At 63.0% G+C, this 16,045-nt stretch carries 18 protein-coding genes; 5 read left to right on the top strand and 13 right to left on the bottom strand.

Annotated features, from left to right (window positions below):
• The first annotated feature begins 38 nt into the window (after positions 1 to 38).
• The 3 genes from hppD (at position 39) to G6N82_RS10525 (ending at position 2,980) form a co-directional block, all read left to right on the top strand.
• Positions 39 to 1,157 carry a 4-hydroxyphenylpyruvate dioxygenase gene (gene hppD, locus G6N82_RS10515; RefSeq protein ID WP_165196267.1) on the top strand — a complete coding sequence of 373 codons (1,119 nt, stop codon included), beginning with the start codon at positions 39 to 41 and terminating at the stop codon, positions 1,155 to 1,157.
• Positions 1,154 to 1,720 (top strand): VOC family protein, encoded by a 567-nt coding sequence (locus G6N82_RS10520; RefSeq protein WP_165196269.1) that lies wholly within the window; start codon positions 1,154 to 1,156, stop codon positions 1,718 to 1,720. Before hppD ends, G6N82_RS10520 begins: the two co-directional genes overlap by 4 nt.
• A 90-nt stretch (positions 1,721 to 1,810) precedes the next feature.
• Complete coding sequence (locus tag G6N82_RS10525) at positions 1,811 to 2,980, top strand: hypothetical protein (RefSeq protein WP_165196271.1); 1,170 nt, start codon at positions 1,811 to 1,813, stop codon at positions 2,978 to 2,980.
• Positions 2,981 to 2,982: 2 nt separating this feature from the next.
• On the opposite strand, the gene hemN is transcribed toward G6N82_RS10525, so the two are convergent.
• From hemN to G6N82_RS10580, 11 genes are read right to left on the bottom strand one after another with little or no spacing between them, the layout of a single operon-like run.
• A complete protein-coding gene (hemN, locus tag G6N82_RS10530) occupies positions 2,983 to 4,296 on the bottom strand; it encodes an oxygen-independent coproporphyrinogen III oxidase (protein ID WP_165198171.1) in 1,314 nt (437 codons plus the stop codon).
• A gap of 31 nt (positions 4,297 to 4,327) precedes the next feature.
• Positions 4,328 to 4,540: a hypothetical protein gene (locus G6N82_RS10535; RefSeq protein ID WP_241255070.1), complete on the bottom strand. Its 213-nt coding sequence runs from the start codon at positions 4,538 to 4,540 to the stop codon at positions 4,328 to 4,330.
• Entirely contained in the window at positions 4,537 to 4,689 is a 153-nt protein-coding gene (gene ccoS / locus G6N82_RS10540; RefSeq protein ID WP_165196273.1) for a cbb3-type cytochrome oxidase assembly protein CcoS, read from the bottom strand. The genes G6N82_RS10535 and ccoS overlap by 4 nt, the downstream gene beginning before the upstream one ends.
• Positions 4,686 to 6,809, bottom strand: coding sequence for a heavy metal translocating P-type ATPase (locus G6N82_RS10545; protein ID WP_165196275.1), 2,124 nt, complete (start codon positions 6,807 to 6,809; stop codon positions 4,686 to 4,688). Before G6N82_RS10545 ends, ccoS begins: the two co-directional genes overlap by 4 nt.
• On the bottom strand, positions 6,806 to 7,267 hold the full coding sequence (locus G6N82_RS10550; RefSeq protein WP_241255071.1) for a FixH family protein: 462 nt from the start codon (positions 7,265 to 7,267) through the stop codon (positions 6,806 to 6,808). The genes G6N82_RS10545 and G6N82_RS10550 overlap by 4 nt, the downstream gene beginning before the upstream one ends.
• Entirely contained in the window at positions 7,267 to 8,712 is a 1,446-nt protein-coding gene (ccoG, locus tag G6N82_RS10555; protein WP_165196279.1) for a cytochrome c oxidase accessory protein CcoG, read from the bottom strand. Before ccoG ends, G6N82_RS10550 begins: the two co-directional genes overlap by 1 nt.
• Complete coding sequence (ccoP, locus tag G6N82_RS10560) at positions 8,699 to 9,631, bottom strand: cytochrome-c oxidase, cbb3-type subunit III (protein WP_165196281.1); 933 nt, start codon at positions 9,629 to 9,631, stop codon at positions 8,699 to 8,701. Before ccoP ends, ccoG begins: the two co-directional genes overlap by 14 nt.
• Complete coding sequence (locus G6N82_RS10565) at positions 9,621 to 9,785, bottom strand: cbb3-type cytochrome c oxidase subunit 3 (RefSeq protein ID WP_165196283.1); 165 nt, start codon at positions 9,783 to 9,785, stop codon at positions 9,621 to 9,623. The genes ccoP and G6N82_RS10565 overlap by 11 nt, the downstream gene beginning before the upstream one ends.
• The gene (gene ccoO / locus G6N82_RS10570; protein WP_165196285.1) at positions 9,782 to 10,543 is read right to left on the bottom strand and encodes a cytochrome-c oxidase, cbb3-type subunit II; all 762 of its coding nucleotides are present in this window, start codon (positions 10,541 to 10,543) and stop codon (positions 9,782 to 9,784) included. Before ccoO ends, G6N82_RS10565 begins: the two co-directional genes overlap by 4 nt.
• Before the next feature lie 11 nt (positions 10,544 to 10,554).
• A complete protein-coding gene (ccoN, locus tag G6N82_RS10575; RefSeq protein ID WP_165196287.1) occupies positions 10,555 to 12,210 on the bottom strand; it encodes a cytochrome-c oxidase, cbb3-type subunit I in 1,656 nt (551 codons plus the stop codon).
• 11 nt (positions 12,211 to 12,221) lie between these two features.
• Positions 12,222 to 12,860, bottom strand: coding sequence for a Crp/Fnr family transcriptional regulator (locus G6N82_RS10580; RefSeq protein ID WP_206520168.1), 639 nt, complete (start codon positions 12,858 to 12,860; stop codon positions 12,222 to 12,224).
• A 285-nt stretch (positions 12,861 to 13,145) separates the two neighbouring features.
• Here G6N82_RS10580 and G6N82_RS10585 point away from each other — a divergent pair, with 285 nt between their 5' ends.
• Positions 13,146 to 13,820 (top strand): OmpW family outer membrane protein, encoded by a 675-nt coding sequence (locus G6N82_RS10585; protein ID WP_165196291.1) that lies wholly within the window; start codon positions 13,146 to 13,148, stop codon positions 13,818 to 13,820.
• 18 nt (positions 13,821 to 13,838) lie between these two features.
• Here the strand turns inward: G6N82_RS10585 and G6N82_RS10590 are convergent, their stop codons facing one another.
• The gene (locus G6N82_RS10590; protein ID WP_165196293.1) at positions 13,839 to 14,543 is read right to left on the bottom strand and encodes a Crp/Fnr family transcriptional regulator; all 705 of its coding nucleotides are present in this window, start codon (positions 14,541 to 14,543) and stop codon (positions 13,839 to 13,841) included.
• 321 nt (positions 14,544 to 14,864) lie between these two features.
• On the opposite strand from G6N82_RS10590, the gene G6N82_RS10595 reads away from it, so the two are divergent.
• Positions 14,865 to 15,527, top strand: coding sequence for a response regulator transcription factor (locus G6N82_RS10595; protein ID WP_165196295.1), 663 nt, complete (start codon positions 14,865 to 14,867; stop codon positions 15,525 to 15,527).
• On the opposite strand, the gene G6N82_RS10600 is transcribed toward G6N82_RS10595, so the two are convergent.
• Positions 15,524 to 15,967 (bottom strand): lysozyme inhibitor LprI family protein, encoded by a 444-nt coding sequence (locus tag G6N82_RS10600; RefSeq protein ID WP_165196297.1) that lies wholly within the window; start codon positions 15,965 to 15,967, stop codon positions 15,524 to 15,526. The two genes, G6N82_RS10595 and G6N82_RS10600, sit on opposite strands and share 4 nt — an antisense overlap.
• Positions 15,968 to 16,045 lie beyond the last annotated feature (78 nt).

Here is a 16,045-nt window from a genome sequence, read left to right on the forward strand (position 1 = left end):
AATCGGGGTGGCTTGCGCGCATTCAGGGAAGGCTCCGCATGACCACGCACCCCAAAGACCTGTTCGAAAATCCTGCTGGCCTCGATGGCTTCGAATTCGTTGAATTCTGTGCGCCGGAAAAAGGCGTGCTGGAGCCGGTGTTCCAGGCGATGGGCTTCACCCATGTCGCGACTCACCGCAGCAAGGACGTGCACCTGTGGCGCCAGGGCGGGATCAATCTGATCGCCAATTACGAACCGCGCAGCGCCGCCTGGTTCTTCGCGCGCGAACATGGCCCCTCGGCCTGCGGCATGGCTTTCCGTGTACGCGACGCGCGGCAGGCCTATGCGCATCTGCTTTCGCAGGGCGCCGAGCCGGTGCAGGTCCAGACTGGCCCGATGGAACTGCATATCCCGGCAATCAGGGGTATTGGCGGCGCGATCCTCTATCTGGTTGATCGCTATCCCGATGAAGCGGGAGAGGGCCTGTCGATCTATGACATCGATTTCGAATATCTCCCGGGTGTCGAGAAGCATCCCGTAGGCGCGGGCTTCAAGCTGATCGATCACCTGACCCACAACGTCTATGGTGGGCGGATGAAGTACTGGGCGGATTACTACGAAACGCTGTTCAACTTCCGCGAAATCCGCTTCTTCGACATCAAGGGCGAATATACCGGCCTCACCTCCAAGGCGCTGACCGCACCCGATGGCAAGATCCGCATCCCGCTCAATGAAGAGGGTGAAGGCGGCAAGGGCCAGATCGAGGAATTCCTGCGCCAGTTCAATGGCGAGGGGATCCAGCACATCGCCCTGATCTGCGACGACCTGCCTGGTTGCTGGGACAAGCTCAAATCGCTCGGCGTGCCGTTCATGACCGCGCCGCCTGAAACCTATTACGAAATGCTCGACGAGCGCCTGCCCGGCCATGGGGAGCCGGTTGACCAGCTCAAGATGCGCGGCATCCTGCTCGATGGCACAACGGAAGGCGGCCAGCCGCGGCTGCTGTTGCAGATCTTCGCCGAGGCGCAGGTCGGCCCGGTGTTCTTCGAATTCATCCAGCGCAAGGGTGACGAAGGCTTCGGCGAAGGCAATTTCAAGGCGCTGTTCGAAAGCATGGAGCGCGACCAGATCCGCCGCGGTGTGCTGGAAGTCGACGAGAAGGAGCCCGCCGAATGAGCGCAATCAAACCCTCGGGAATCCACCACGCCGCCTATCGTTGCAGGGACGCGAAGGAGACGGTCGAATGGTATGGCAAGGTGCTGGGGATGGAATACACCACCGCCTTTGCCGAGGATCATGTGCCCTCTACCGGGGCCTATGACCCTTACATGCATGTCTTCCTCGATGCCGGGAACGGCAATATCCTCGCCTTCTTCGAACTCCCCAGCCAGCCCGAAATGGGCCGCGACGAGAACACGCCGGCCTGGGTCCAGCATCTCGCGTTCCGGGTGAACTCGGAAGAAGAGCTGCTCAAGGCCAAGGCACATATCGAAGGGCTGGGGATCGACGTGCTCGGCCCGACGCATCACGGCATTTTCAAGTCGATCTATTTCTTCGATCCCAACGGCCACCGCGTGGAACTGGCCGCCGATATCGGCACGCAGGACCAGTATGACGAGCTGAAGCGCGTCGCGCCGGTGATGCTGGAGGAATGGAGCCAGACCAAGAAGGCGCCGCAGCATGCGGCCTGGCTGCACGAGATTGCCCGCGCCGAACACGGGCTGGAAACGCGCGACTGATCGGTACCAGCGCTGCGGCTGACTCGGCTTGCTGCCTGCGCCGAGGCATGTTAACGTTCTCAAAACAAGCTTCTGGGAGGGTTACAAGCGATGTTTCGTCAGTTGATGGCCGGTGCAATCGGCCTCGCCGCAATAGCCGGGATTTCCGCTGCACCGCTGGCCGCGCAGGATTCCGCCGCGCTCAAGCAGCTCGATGCGCAGCTCCCCGGCGTGCTGGTCAACGATCCGTCGCGGCTCGACTGGGATAGCTATGGCGCGGACATGGAACGCACAGCAATCGTCGATCCGTCGATCCCCGGCGGCGGTGCAGCGATCCGGTTCGAGATCAAACGCGCCGATGAATTCATCTATGTCGCTGGCACCAATGTCCCGCTGATCAAGAATGTGAATCGCGGCGACACGATCACTGTCGGCTTTTATGCGCGCACGATCGAAGCGCGAACCGATAACGGCAAGGGCGTGATCCGGGTTCGCTTCCAGCAGGACCTGGTACCCTATCCCGGCTTTGGCGAGCAGACGCTGGAAATCGGCACAGAGTGGGACTGGTACGAAGTGACCGCACCGGTCGAGATGGGCCTGCGCCGCAAGGACGGGATCGTCGCATTCCAGTTCGGGCGCACCAAACAGATCATCGAAATCGGCCAGACGATCGTGGTTTCAGGTGCCAGCCGAATTGCCGCTGATGCACCGGCCGCCGCGCCTGAACCTGCACCGCCGCCCCCGAAGCCCGAGCCGACACCGATCCCGGTAACGCCGCAAGAGCCGCTGATCCCTGAGCCGCTTGAGGGCGTGGGCGAATTGCTCAACGATCCGCGCGGCGGTGACTGGAAAGTGATCGGTTCGGCCGATGCTGTCGCGCAGCGTGACGAGCCAGCCATTTGGCTGGGCAAGGCGCGGCGCTTCAGCAATGGCACACCAGCATCCGATCCGGGCACGCTGTCGCTGGCCATCCCGATCACGGTCGACATGGCGGGCGGTGACAATCTGCTGATCGCTGTGGCTGGACGCACCGAGCAATCAAGCGCGGCAGACGGCCGCGCGGTGGTGGGCCTGAAGGTGGATGATCTCGACCCTGAGCGTGGCGATTTTGCCCAGGTCGAATTCCCGCTCGGCGGCGACTGGCAGCTGATCCGCCTCAGGGCGCGATCACCGCGCAACTATCCCGCCGGAAGCACGCAAGTGGTGCTGCAGTTCGCGGGAAGCGCGCAGGTGGTCGATATCGGGCCGGTCTATGTTTTCCGGACTGCTCCCCAGCAATAGTTTCAGACCGCCGAACTGAAGCGGCGCTGGGAGTCCTGGCGATAGGGATCGAACAGAGCCGCGATGCTCCGCGAATAAGGCAGGCCGTGCGGCCGGACGACCAGGCGGTCGTCATCTATTGCGGCGAGCTCGCGCTCGACGAAAGGCTGGAGCGCCGCGCGAGTCTCGCCCAGCAGTCGCGCGCCCAATCTTGCCTCGCCATCGCATAGCAGCCGCTCAATCACGGCGCCGCGATAGCGGTCATCGGCGGAGCGGCGGATGCCATGGGCGACCGGCAACCGATCCTGCGACAGCAGCATGCGATAGCGCCCGTTATTTTTCTCCGTCTGCGCCAGCAGGCCGGGGAAGCTGCTGATCGCCGACGCGCCCAGCCCGATCAGCACCGGGGCCGGATCGTCGGTGAAGCCCTGGAAATTCCGGTGCAGCCGGCCTTGTGCTGCAGCTATGGCCAGCGGATCGGCAGGCCGCGCGAAATGGTCGAAGCCGACCGGCACATAACCCCTGTCAGTCAGATAGTCGTGGCCGCGCGAAGCCATTTCGAACCGCGCCTGCATCCCGGGCAGATCGTCCGCGGGAATCGCGCGTTGGCGCGGGATCAGATGCGGCACATGGGCATAGCCGAACAGCGCGATCCGGTCTGCCCCCATTGCGCAGCTGCGCTTGAGCGTATCCTCGAGATCGCTCCATGCCTGCCCCGGCAGCCCATACATCAGGTCGAAATTGAGCGAGGTGACGCCTGCATCGCGCAGCCATCGGACCGTACGCGCAATCATCTCGACCGGTTGGACGCGGCCGATGGCCTGCTGGGCCTGCGAAGCGAAAGTCTGCACGCCCAGGCTGGCGCGGGTGATACCTGAACTGCCGATCACCTCGGCCCAGTCCGGCGTCATAGCGCGCGGATCGACCTCGATCGATATTTCCGGACTTGCGAGATCGAAGTGGAGGCTGAGGCAGCTCAACAGCCGGGCAAAGTCGATCGGCGAGATCGCATTGGGGCTTCCCCCACCGAAAGACAGACGCCGAACCGAAACCTTGCGTGGCAAATGCTCCGCGACCAGTGCAATCTCGCGGTGTAGCGCATCGAGATAGGTCTCCAGCCGCTGCCGTCGCCCTGCAGCTGCTGTATTGCAGCCGCAGTAGAAGCAGATCTTTTCGCAGAACGGGATGTGCACATAGAGCGAGATGTCGCCTTCGGTGCGCTCAAGCTCGTGCATGAAGGCCGCGCCGTCGATCGGCCCGAACTCAGCTGCTGTGGGATAGCTGGTGTAGCGTGGTACCGGCATTGCCAGCAGCTCAGGGTGATAGGGCCAGGTCATAAGTGCCTCCTGCCGGTGCCGGCTCATTCAGTCATTGCGATCGGTCAAATTGCTTGCGGCAACTGCCGGCATGGCAGGCCTTGAGCGGGCAGGGTTCAGGCAAGGGCGCCGGATCGTCGCCTAGCGGGATCGAAATTGCGCCGCCGCTGCACAGCGGCACTGCGATGGCGCCCGCGCTGGACTGTGCAGGCGTGACCGGCAGCGATGCGGCGATCAATGCCAATGCGGCCGTCCGCGCGATCATTGTGCTGGTCCCTCGTCGTCGATCAGGATGCGCTGCGCCGCGCCCTCGAGATCCTCGAACTGGTCGTTCTTCATCGCCCAGAAGAAGGTCGCCAGGCCCAGCGCGCCCATGCCCAGTGCGACCGGGATCAGGAACATCAGCCCGGTCATCGCGCTGCCCCCGCCAGCCGCAGCGAATTGCCGACCACGATCAACGAACTCATCGACATGGCGATCGCTGCGATCATCGGATTGACCATTCCTGCCAGCGCCAGCGGCACGGCGAGGATGTTGTAGCCGACTGCTAGCGCGAAATTTTGCCGCACGATCCGCATCGTCGCGCGCGCGACCTGCACCGCCTTGGCGACCGGGATCAGCCGCTCGCCGATAAATACGGCATCCGCCGCCTGCTGGCTGGCGTCGCTGGCGCTGCCCGGTGCAATCGCTGCATGAGCGGCGGCCAGTGCAGGGCCATCGTTGAGCCCGTCGCCCACCATCAGCGGGAAATGCCCCTGCGCCTTAAGATTATTGAGCAGCTCAAGTTTGTCTGCAGGTGAGAGGCCACCTGCCGCGGGAAGGCCAAACCGCTCCGCCACAGCTTCGACCGCACCCTTGCGATCGCCCGATAGCAGTGCCGCGTCGAGGCCCATTGCTTCGAGCTGGCGCACAGTTTCGGCGATGTCCTCGCGCAGGGGATCGGCAAAGTGGATCAGCATCGTCTGCTGGCCGATGCGCAGGGCGCTCATCGGGTGATCCGACGTCACATCGGGCCGGGCCAGCGCCACCGGTCGATCACCCAGCTGGGCAAAGATCCCTTCGCCCGCGCGCTCTTCGACCTGTCCGATCTTGGCGGGCGCAACGCCCTGTGCAAGCAGCGCCTTGGCCAGCCCCTTGCTCAGCGGGTGGCGGCTGTTCTGTGCCAGCGCCAGCGCGACCGACTTTCCTTCGGTATTGAGACCGCTCAAGTCCGGGCGCGGTTCCCCGAGCGTCAGCGTACCGGTCTTATCGAAGCGCACGCAATCGACTTCGGCCAGCCGTTCCAGCGCGGTCCCGTCCTTGACCAGCAGACCCTGCTTCAACAGCGCATTGCTGGCGACGACCTGCGCTGCGGGCACAGCCAGCCCAAGCGCGCAGGGGCAGGTGATGATCAGCACCGCAATCGCGATCAGCAGGGCCTGGTGCCAGCCGACCCCGGCCAGCATCCAGCCAATGAATGCGAGCAGCGCCAGCGTGTGAACTGCGGGCGCGTAGAGCCGTGATGCGCGATCGGCGATGCGGACATAGCGGCTGCGCGATTGCCCCGCTTCGTCCATCAGCCGCGCGATCTCTGCCAGCTTGGTGTCGCTGGCGACGGCAGTGGCGCGCACCCGGATCGGAGCCATCACATTGATCGCCCCGGCATAGAGCACGCTTCCCAGATTGGCCGGTTCGAGCCGGCTTTCCCCGGTCAGCATCGAGTTGTCGATCGCGCTGGAGCCGTCGATAACTTCGCTATCGGCGGCCAGCGCTTCGCCCGCCGCAACCAGCATCACCATGCCCGGTTCCAGCTGGTCGGCGGGCACCCGATGCGTGGTACCATCTTCGCTGACGACCGCCGCGCTCTTGCCCATCCGGCCCAGCAGCGCGTCGATCCCGGCGCGGGCCTTGCCGCGCATCATTGCATCAAGCGCGCGGCCACACAGCAGGAAGAACAGGAGCATGACCGCGCCGTCGAAATAGGCGTGCTCGCCGCCGGTCATGGTTTCGTAAAAGCTCAGCGCGGTCGCTAGCAGTACGCCGATGGAGATCGGCACGTCCATATTGGTCCGCCGATGCTTCAGCGCCATCCAGGCCGAGGCGAAGAAGGGGCGACCGGCATAGGCGATCACGGGTATCGCAATGATTGCAGACAGCCAGTGGAACAGCTGCTTGGTGATGCCCGGCGCGCCCGACCATACCGCGACCGAAAGCAGCATGATGTTCATCATGCCGAAGCCTGACACTGCCAGCGCGCGCAGCAGCATGCGGCGGTCGGCATCGTCCTGTGCCAGCGGGTTGTCTTCCACCCGCTGCGCTTCGAAGCCGAGCGCTTCGATGGCGTCGATCAGGGCATCGTCGCTGAGATCGGCAGTATGCCTCAGCGCGACCCGCTTGGCCGAGAAATTGACCCGCGCTTCGGCGACGCCGGGTACCTTGGGCAGCTCCCGCTCCAGCTTGGCGATGCAACCGGCGCAGCGCATGCCAGGCACGGTAAAGCGGCTATCGACCAGTTCGCATGCCTCGGCTGTCGCAATGGGATCGTGCGCGCTCATGGCAAATGCTTTTCCTGCCGCCATTGCTGTCCTGCTGCCTCGATGGTGAGCCGGACGATCCAGCGTCCCTCTGGCAGGGGTTGGGCCGAGGCAAAGCGGTTGCCGTCAAGCGCGACCAATTCCAGATCGGTGGCTTCCGGTGCGCCCAGCGGGCGGCGGACGCTGGCATGCACAGTGGCCGAAGCTGGAACGCCGGCAATTGTGACTGCAAGCCTGCCATCGTCCAGGCGGGATGACTCAGCCTCCCAGCCCAGTTCGCGTTCGCGCTTCGCCTCGGCCAGCCAACCGTTGAATTTCTGGCTCGCGACATAGCTGTTTTCGACCACCACGCCGCCAAAGCTGCGTGCGGCGACACTGGCCATGAAGAAATTGACCGCGATGACGATGCCAAAACCAATCGCCAGCACCATGAACATGTGGCGTCCGGTGAATTCGCCTTGGGTTGAGTTCCTGGGCATCATTGGCCTCCCGGCGCGTTGAACAGGGTTGCTTCGCTGTCGCTTTCGCCCTGCTCGTCCTGCGACGTCAGGACGAAGGAGAAGTTCTGCCCGCTGGTGCCAGATGGCGCGGCGACATAGGCGCGCACGGTACGGGTAAGGTCAGCCGGGACTTCGATCACCTGCTTCCGCGCGGCAGCATCCTGCCCGATGGTGTCAGTCCACAGCACGGCCCCGGGCAAGCCCTCCAGCGCGATCTCCATGGCCCGCGGGCGGCTTTCCATGTTGCGCAGCTTGAGCGTGTAGGCGTTGCGCACCGAACCGTCCTTAAGCAGCATGTAGGGCGGGTTGCGATCCGGCGACACGGTCAGGTCCGTGCGGCTGCGCGCGCCCAGCGCAAACAGCAGGGCAAGACCAATCGAACCCCAGATGGTGAAATAGACCAGCGTGCGCGGGCGCAGCAGCGCCTTCCATGCCGGCCGGGGCGGTTGGCCGGCCTGTTCGGCCTTGCAATCGTCCAGCGTGGCATAGTCGATCAACCCGCGCGGGCGGCCGATGTCTTTCATCACCCGGTCGCAGGCATCGATGCACAGCGCGCAGGTGATGCAACCGATCTGCGGCCCTTCGCGGATGTCGATCCCGGTCGGGCACACCGCCACGCATTGCAGGCAATCGATGCAATCGCCGAAGGCATCGGGGTTCTTCTCTGCCTTCTTCACGCTACCACGCAGTTCGCCGCGCCAGTCCTTGTAAGTGACGATCAGCGATTTCTCGTCGAGCATTGCGGTCTGGATGCGCGGCCATGGGCACATGTAGATGCACACCTGCTCGCGCATGAAGCCGCCCAGCGTAAAGGTGGTCGCGGTCAGGATGGCGACCGTGCCATAGGCAATCGGCGCAGCCTGTAGTGTGAAGAATTCCCGGAACAGAGTTGGCGCATCGGCGAAATAGAGGATCCATGCACCGCCGGTGGCAAAGGCAATCGCGAGGTAGATCGTCCATTTGAGCAAACGCCGCGCAAGCTTCGATGCAGTCCACGGCGCCTTGTCCAGCCGGATGCGGGCGTTGCGATCGCCATCGATGAAGCGGTCGACATGCTGGAACAGGTCAGTCCACACCGTTTGCGGGCAGGCATAGCCGCACCATGCCCGGCCCACTGCGCTGGTAACCAGGAACAGGCCAATCCCCGCCATGATCAGCAGTCCGGCCACGAAATAGAATTCGTGCGGCCAGATCTCTATGCCGAACATGTAGAAGCGGCGGTTCGCCAAGTCGATCAGCACCGCCTGGTCGGGGGCATAAGGCCCCCGGTCCCAGCGGATCCACGGGGTGACGTAATAGATCGCCAGGGTGACGACCATAACCAGCCATTTGAACCGCCGGAATGGCCCGTCGATCCGCTTGTTATGGACGGTTTTGTGCTTCTCGTAGAGCGTGCCGATGGCTTGGGGGTCAGGGTTGTCCATTGCCCTCTGCCGCTGGCTCTGCCGCTGGCTCTGCCGCTGGAACCGGCGTTGCTTCGCCGCCGCCCAGCGAATGGACATAGGCCGCCAGCATCTTGATCGTCACCGGATCGAGCCGGTCCTGCCAGCCGGGCATTACGCCATGGCGCGGGTTCAGCACCTGCGCTCGAATATCGCTTGCCTCGCTGCCGTAAAGCCAGATCGCGTCGTTCAGCGCCGGGGCGCCCTGGAACCGGTCACCCCCGCCATCCGCGCCGTGGCACGCCAGGCAATTGTCGGCGTAAAGTTGCGCCCCAGCAGCGTTGGGCTGTCCCTGCCCGCTGAGCGAGCGGACATGGCCAACGATGCTGTTTACCTGGGCATCGCTGAAAATGCCGTTGAAGCCCGGCATCAGGCTGAAGCGCGCGCGATCATCGCCATCCCACCGAATGCCGTGTTTGATGGTGAATTCGATCGCTTCCAGATCGCCGCCCCACAACCAGTCGTCGTCGTTGAGGTTGGGGTATCCGGGCGATCCGGCGGCGCCGGCACCGTGGCATTGCACGCAATTGACCTTGAAGGCCGCCGCGCCGCCGGCCACCGCTTTCTGCAACAGGTCGGGATTATCGGCCAGTTGTGCCAGCGGCAGCGCGGCGATTTGCACACGGACGCCTTCGCGCCCTTGCTCGGCGGCAGCCATGTCTTGTGCCAGCTGGCCGCGGCTGGTCCATCCGATCATGCCTTCGGTGGCCTGATCGATCATCGGCCAGGCAGGATAGGCAACCGAATAGGCCAAGCCCCATGCAACAGTCGCGTAGAAGGTCCACAGCCACCAGCGCGGCAATGGGGTGTTCAGCTCTTCGATCCCATCCCATTCGTGACCGACAAATTCGGTGCCGGTGGGCTCGTCAATGCGCTTCGTTTCAGTCGGATCATTCGCCATCGTCTTGGTCCTTCAGGATCGAGTGGGCGGCTTCTTGGTTGTGGCTCTTGGCGCCGGGGCGGAACGGCCAGGCGCACAGCGCCAGGAACAGGACGGTCATCGCCACCAGCCCCCAGCTGTCGGCAAAGTGGCGCCAGGTTTCATAGTCGCTCATCGGCCGGTCTCCTCGGCCAGTTCCTGCTGCGCGGCGGCGCTGCTGACATCGACCAGCGTGCCCAGCATCTGGAGATAGGCGACCAGCGCATCCATCTCCGTCACTCGGGTCGGGTCGCCGTCAAAGTCGCGGATCTGCGCCTTGGGATAGCGGGTCGCGAGGTCGCCCGGATCGGCATCGGGATCGGCTTGCGCGATCATGTCGGCGCCCGCCCTGGCGATGTCGGTATCGCTGTAAGGCACACCTACCCGGCTGAGCGCGGTCAACGTGGCCGAGGGATCGGGCACTTTCAGTTCGTTTTCAGCCAGGAAGCCATATTGCGGCATGATGCTTTCGGGCACCACGCTTTGCGGATCGGTCAGGTGCTGGACATGCCAGGCGTCCGAATAGCGACCGCCAACGCGCGCCAGGTCCGGCCCGGTGCGCTTCGATCCCCATTGGAACGGGTGATCGTACATGCTCTCGGCGGCCAGGCTGTAATGGCCATAGCGCTCCACCTCGTCGCGGAACGGGCGGATCATCTGGCTGTGGCAGACATAGCAGCCTTCGCGGATATAGATGTCGCGCCCGGCCTGCTCGAGCGGGGTATAGGGACGCATGCCCTCAACCTGCTCGATCGTGTTGTCGAGATAGAACAGCGGGGTGATCTGGACCAGTCCGCCGATCGCGACGGTGACCAGCGTTGCCACGGCCATCAGAGTGACATTGCGCTCCAGCTTCTGGTGGCGCGTACCGGCCTGGTTGTTTGCTTTGCTCATGGATCGCGCTCCTATTCGGCCGGAACTGCGGCAATGGGACGGTCAGCGGTTTCGTTATGCGGGGTCAGCGTCATCGGCGCTTCGTCGCGCAGCTTGCCCGCGATCGTCATCCAGACGTTGTAGACCAGCACCACAGCGCCGCTGAGGTAGAGCAGCCCGCCAAAGGCGCGCAGCGCGAACATCGGCTTGAGGGCGGCGACAGTGTCGACGAAGCTGTTCACGAGGTAGCCGTCCTGGCCGTATTCGGCCCACATCTGGCCCTGGGTGATGCCCGCCACCCACATGCTGGCGGCGTAGAAAACGATCCCGGCGCTGGCGAGCCAGAAGTGCCAGTTGATCATCCGCATCGAGTACATCCGCTCGCGCTGCCACAGCCGCGGAACCAGGAAATAGATGCAGGCGAAGGTAATCATGCCGTTCCAGCCTAGCGCACCGGAGTGGACGTGGCCGATGGTCCAGTCGGTATAGTGGCTCAGGCTGTTGACCCATTTGATGCTCATCATCGGGCCTTCGAAGGTGCTCATGCCGTAGAAGGCGAGTGCCATCACCATCATGCGGATGATTGGATCGGTGCGGATCTTGTCCCACGCGCCGTTGAGCGTCATCAGCCCGTTGATCATCCCGCCCCAGCTGGGCATCCACAGCATGATCGAGAACACCATGCCCAGCGTCTGCGCCCAGTCGGGCAGGGCGGTGTAATGCAGATGGTGCGGACCCGCCCAGATATAGAGGAAGATCAGGCTCCAGAAGTGGATAATGGACAAGCGATAGGAATAGACCGGCCGTTCCGCCTGCTTGGGCACGAAGTAATACATCATCGCCAGGAAGCCTGCGGTCAGGAAGAAGCCCACGGCGTTGTGGCCATACCACCACTGCGTCAGCGCATCCTGCACCCCGGCAAAGGCGCTGTAACTGCGCGAGCCGACCAGGCTGACCGGCATCGCCAGATTGTTGACGATGTGCAGCATGGCCACCGTCAGGATAAAGGCGAGATAGAACCAGTTGGCGACGTAGATGTGCGGTTCGTGCCGCTTTACGATCGTGCCGACGAAAACGATGAAATAAGCCACCCAGACAATCGTGAGCCACAGGTCGACATACCATTCAGGCTCTGCATATTCCTTGGACTGAGTGACACCGAGGAGGTAGCCGGTCGCGGCCAGCACGATGAACAGCTGGTAGCCCCAGAACACGAAACGCGCGAGCGAGGGGAAGGCCAGCGTGGCGCGGCAGGTGCGCTGCACGACGTAGAAACTGGTCGCGATCAGGGCATTGCCGCCGAAGGCGAAGATCACCGCGCTGGTGTGAAGCGGGCGCAGCCGCCCGAAATTGAGATAGGGCTCAAGGTTGAGCTGCGGGAACACCATCTGCAAGGCGATGAACAGCCCGGCGGCAAAACCGGCCATGCCCCAGAAGATCGTGGCGATCACACCCCAGCGAATCGGATCGTCGTCGTAGCGTGACGGGCCTGCGGGCATGCGAAAGATGCTCTGCGCCCGCGCTAGCGGATCATAATCCCGCGCTGTGACGACGATAAGAAGAAATGCGACAATCCCGACGATCGTCATATGGACGGCAAATGCGGCGTCTTTCGCGGCCACCATCGCCGCCAGTGCGGCGAGCAGGACGACGGACCAGATGCCGATACGGCCAAGGACTGCTTGCATGATGTTTTCCTTTAGTCTGCCGTGGCGATAGCGACGGGCTGAAGGTCGTTCTTTGATCCAGCGCAAAATTCGCAGGGTTCTTCCGCGTGATGCTTGTGACCGGCCCTGACAGCGAGTTCGCCAAGGCAATTGAGCCGGACGAGCGATCGTCCGGAGGTCGAGACCACCCCTTCGTCGCGCAGTTCGGTGAACTGGCGGCTGACGGTTTCGATGGTGAGGCCAAGGCTGTTCCCGATGTCACGACGGGACATCGGCAGGATCAGCCGGATCGCATTGCCTTCCGGCTCCCCGATCCGGTCTGCCATCGCCAGCAGGAAGTCGGCAATCCGTTCCTGGGCAGACTTGCGGCCCAACCGGATCGCCTTGTTGCGGCTGCGCTGGAGCGCAAGCAGGCTGCGATCGAGGATAGTCCGCAGGACCGACGGTTCAAGCTCGGCAATCTCGAGGAAGTCCTTGGCCGGAAAGCCGATTATCCGGCAATCTTCCAGCGCGATGATGCCTAATCCCGGCTGGCTGTGGTGCGGCAGATAGATCATGTCGCCCGCAAAGTGGAATGCCAGCACCTGCTCGCTCAGATCCGGCATGTGCACGATCAGCTTGCTGGCTCCCTCAGCCAGGAAAACGAGCTGGTCGCAGTCTTTCGGAAGCACGACCGGTTCCCCTTTGGCGGCATGCTGGAATCGCCCGATCTCCGACAGGCGTTCACTCACCTCGCGCGACGGGCAGCGGGCGAGGATCGAACGGCGAAATCTGTCAAAGGATGTTTTGGGCACAACTGCTCCGGGCTCATGAACATTGCGCTCTTGCTATGGCTCGCCGCAGCGGTCCTTGATCGAGATCAATGATTGTGCGCCAGGCCCGCGCCAATTGCGGCGGCAGGTTGCAAACATCCTGGGCCGCACGGGGCGGCCGCTGCATCCTCGGGGAATTGTGAAATGAAGACTTTACTGGCTGCTGCCACTGCGACGCTGGCGATACTGGCCAGCCCAGCCGCGGCGCAAGATGACCGGGCCGGCGATGTCCAGGTCAAGCTGCTCGGCACCGCCGTACTGCCCGACGGCAAGATCACCGATGTCATGGTGGATCCGGGCCTGCCAACCGGCACCCAGACCGCCGCCAATGACAATTTCGTGCCGACGATCGCGATCGAATATTTCTTCACCAACAATTTTTCGGTCGAGACGATCTGCTGCATGACCCAGCACGATGTCGATGGCACCTCCGGTCTGCCGGGTGCCGAGCTCGTTTCGAATGCGCGGGTCATTCCGGCGACCTTCACCGCCAAGTATCATTTCGATGTCGGCGGCGCGAAGCCCTATGTCGGTGCCGGGGCAACCTACTTCCTGTGGGTCAGCGACAAGCCGGGTGCGGCAACCACGCCTGCGCCGTTCAGCGTCACCGATACCGATCTTTCGGACGAATTCGGCTTTGTCCTGCAAGCAGGGGTGGACATTCCGCTGTCGGACAGCGGCTTTGGCCTGTCGCTCGACGCCAAGCGCTATTTCGTGGATACGACCGCAACTTGGCGCGCGGGCAGCACGACTGTGATCCAGACCGAACACAAGCTCGATCCCTGGGTGCTGAGCGCAGGGGTTAGCTTCACGTTCTGACGCGAAGCGCGGCCGCCACTATTCGGCGCGATCCTCGAGCGCCTGCCGATCGAGGATCGTGACCGTGCGGCGGGAAGGCAGGTCAATCAGCCCTTCCGCCTTCATCCGGGTGAGCTGGCGACTGACCGTTTCAATGGTCAGGCCCAGAATATCGGCGATTTGCTGGCGTGACAGCTGCAGGTCGAAACTGCCGTTTTCATCGGCGCCCCCGGCGCGTTCTTCGCTCTGCAGCAGGAAGCTGGCAAGCTTCTGCTCGGCATTCATCCGGCCCAGCAGGAGCATCCATTTGCGCGTGCGGTCCAGCTCTGACAGCGTGCGTTCCAGCAGCTTGTGTTCGAGCGCGGGATGCTCGCGTGCGAAGCGGTCGAAATCGCGCCGCTCGAACACGCAAACCTGCGCATCGGTCAGGGCTTCAACGCCATAGGGGGTCGAACCGCCGAACGGCCGCCCCAGGAAATCCGAAGGATAGGCGATGCCAAGGATCTGCTCGCGCCCGTCGGAAGTCTGGCTGGACAGCTTGAGCAGCCCATCGATGACATTGGCGACCAGCACCGCTTCGTCGCCCTCCCAGATCAGCTGTTCGCCTGCCCGCAGCTTGCGCATGCGGCCGATGCCATTGAGCACGCCCAGCTCTTCGCGAGACAGGTCAGAACATATCGCCCGGTTTCGCACCGTGCAGGTATCGCAAAAGGATGAAGGTGCAGCGCTCACAATCCCGTCCATGAGAGCTTCATACAGCAGCTTGAAAAGACTTCAAACTTGGACTTTGCTACATGTTTGTCTTCCAAACCTGTTGCTTTGGGAGTTTCGGGACCATCTTTGAAATCTTTCCACGGCCCTGGATCGGGATCACGTTGCGACCGATCGCGAGTCATCTTGCGGCAAGGTTGGCTGTGTAAGCTATTGGCGAAAGGGGGCCAATTTGCCGCAATCGACGCCATTGCACGTTCCGACGACGCGTGACTTGACACGCTGGCATTGTCCAACGATGGACATGCCCGATCCAGCAAGGCCGGGTCGGCAATGGATGAGTGCGGGCACCCGATGCAGTTGAAACGAATCGTGATCGGCGATGATCACCCCATGTTCCGCGAGGGCATGGGGCATCTGGCGCAGGCGATGTTTCCGGATGCGCAGATCGATTTCGCTGAAACCATGCTGGAGGTTTGCGGCCATGCGCGCCAGGGCGAGCCACCGGAACTGTTCCTGCTCGACCTGATGTTTCCCGGGATGGAAATAGAGGTGACCCTGCCAGAGCTGCGGCGCAAATATCCGCTGGCTTCGATCATCCTGATTTCCATGATCGATGATGAAGCGACAGTGGCACTGGCGCTGAGTTCAGGTGGCGACGGTTTCATTCACAAGGCCGTTCCGCGCGAGCGCTGCTCAGCCGCCATCGCGCGCGTGCTGGCGGGGGAATATGTCGTCGAGCTGGAAGGCCACGATAGCGATGTCATGCTTCAGGCCGACGCGGTCCAGGTATCGCTCACCGCACGCCAGCGCACCGTGCTCGACATGCTGGGCGATGGCGCTTCCAACAAGGAAATTGCCCGCGAACTGGGCATTTCGCATTTGACGGTGCGGTTGCATGTGTCCGCCGTCTTGCGGCTGCTGGGTGTGACCAAGCGCAAGGAGGCTGTGGCCAAGGCGAAGGCGCTGGGCCTGCTCGATGAAACGGATGAGACTGTTCCTCAAGGCCAAAGCTAAACTCTCTTGAGATAGCCGGGGTTCTTCGGGACTTTCTTCAGCCAGGCGATCCGGTTGGTGACCATCGTCACGCGGCAATCTTCGTAGATGAGATCGCCTGCAGTGCCGCCCTTCGCACCCGATCCGTCCACCTTCAGCTGGCAGTCGTAGTCACGCCGCCAGATCCATGCGCGCTGCGAATGGAGCAGCCGATTGCGCAGGATTGTTGTCCGCAACTTGCCCCTGACCTCGCGATAGACGCGGTTGAGTTCGCGATCCTGGCGTCCGTATTCGCTGCGCAGGCAAATCAGCATGTCGGCGGTCACGCCGCCAGCCCGCTTCATGCAGGCATGAAATTCGGCGGTGCGGCCCGACCCGCTGGCTGGAGCCTGCGCCTGCACCGCTTGCGGAGAAAGCGCGACCGACACGGCGGCAGCGACGATCATGGCGGGATTGCGCATCAATTGCAGCGGGCGGAAGGGGGCCGAAAAACATCGAACAAATCTAAAGCGCGTCGATTTCCGATGTAACGGAGAAAA

The sequence above is a fragment of the Altererythrobacter sp. BO-6 genome (genome assembly GCF_011047315.1).
Classification (GTDB): domain Bacteria; phylum Pseudomonadota; class Alphaproteobacteria; order Sphingomonadales; family Sphingomonadaceae; genus Erythrobacter.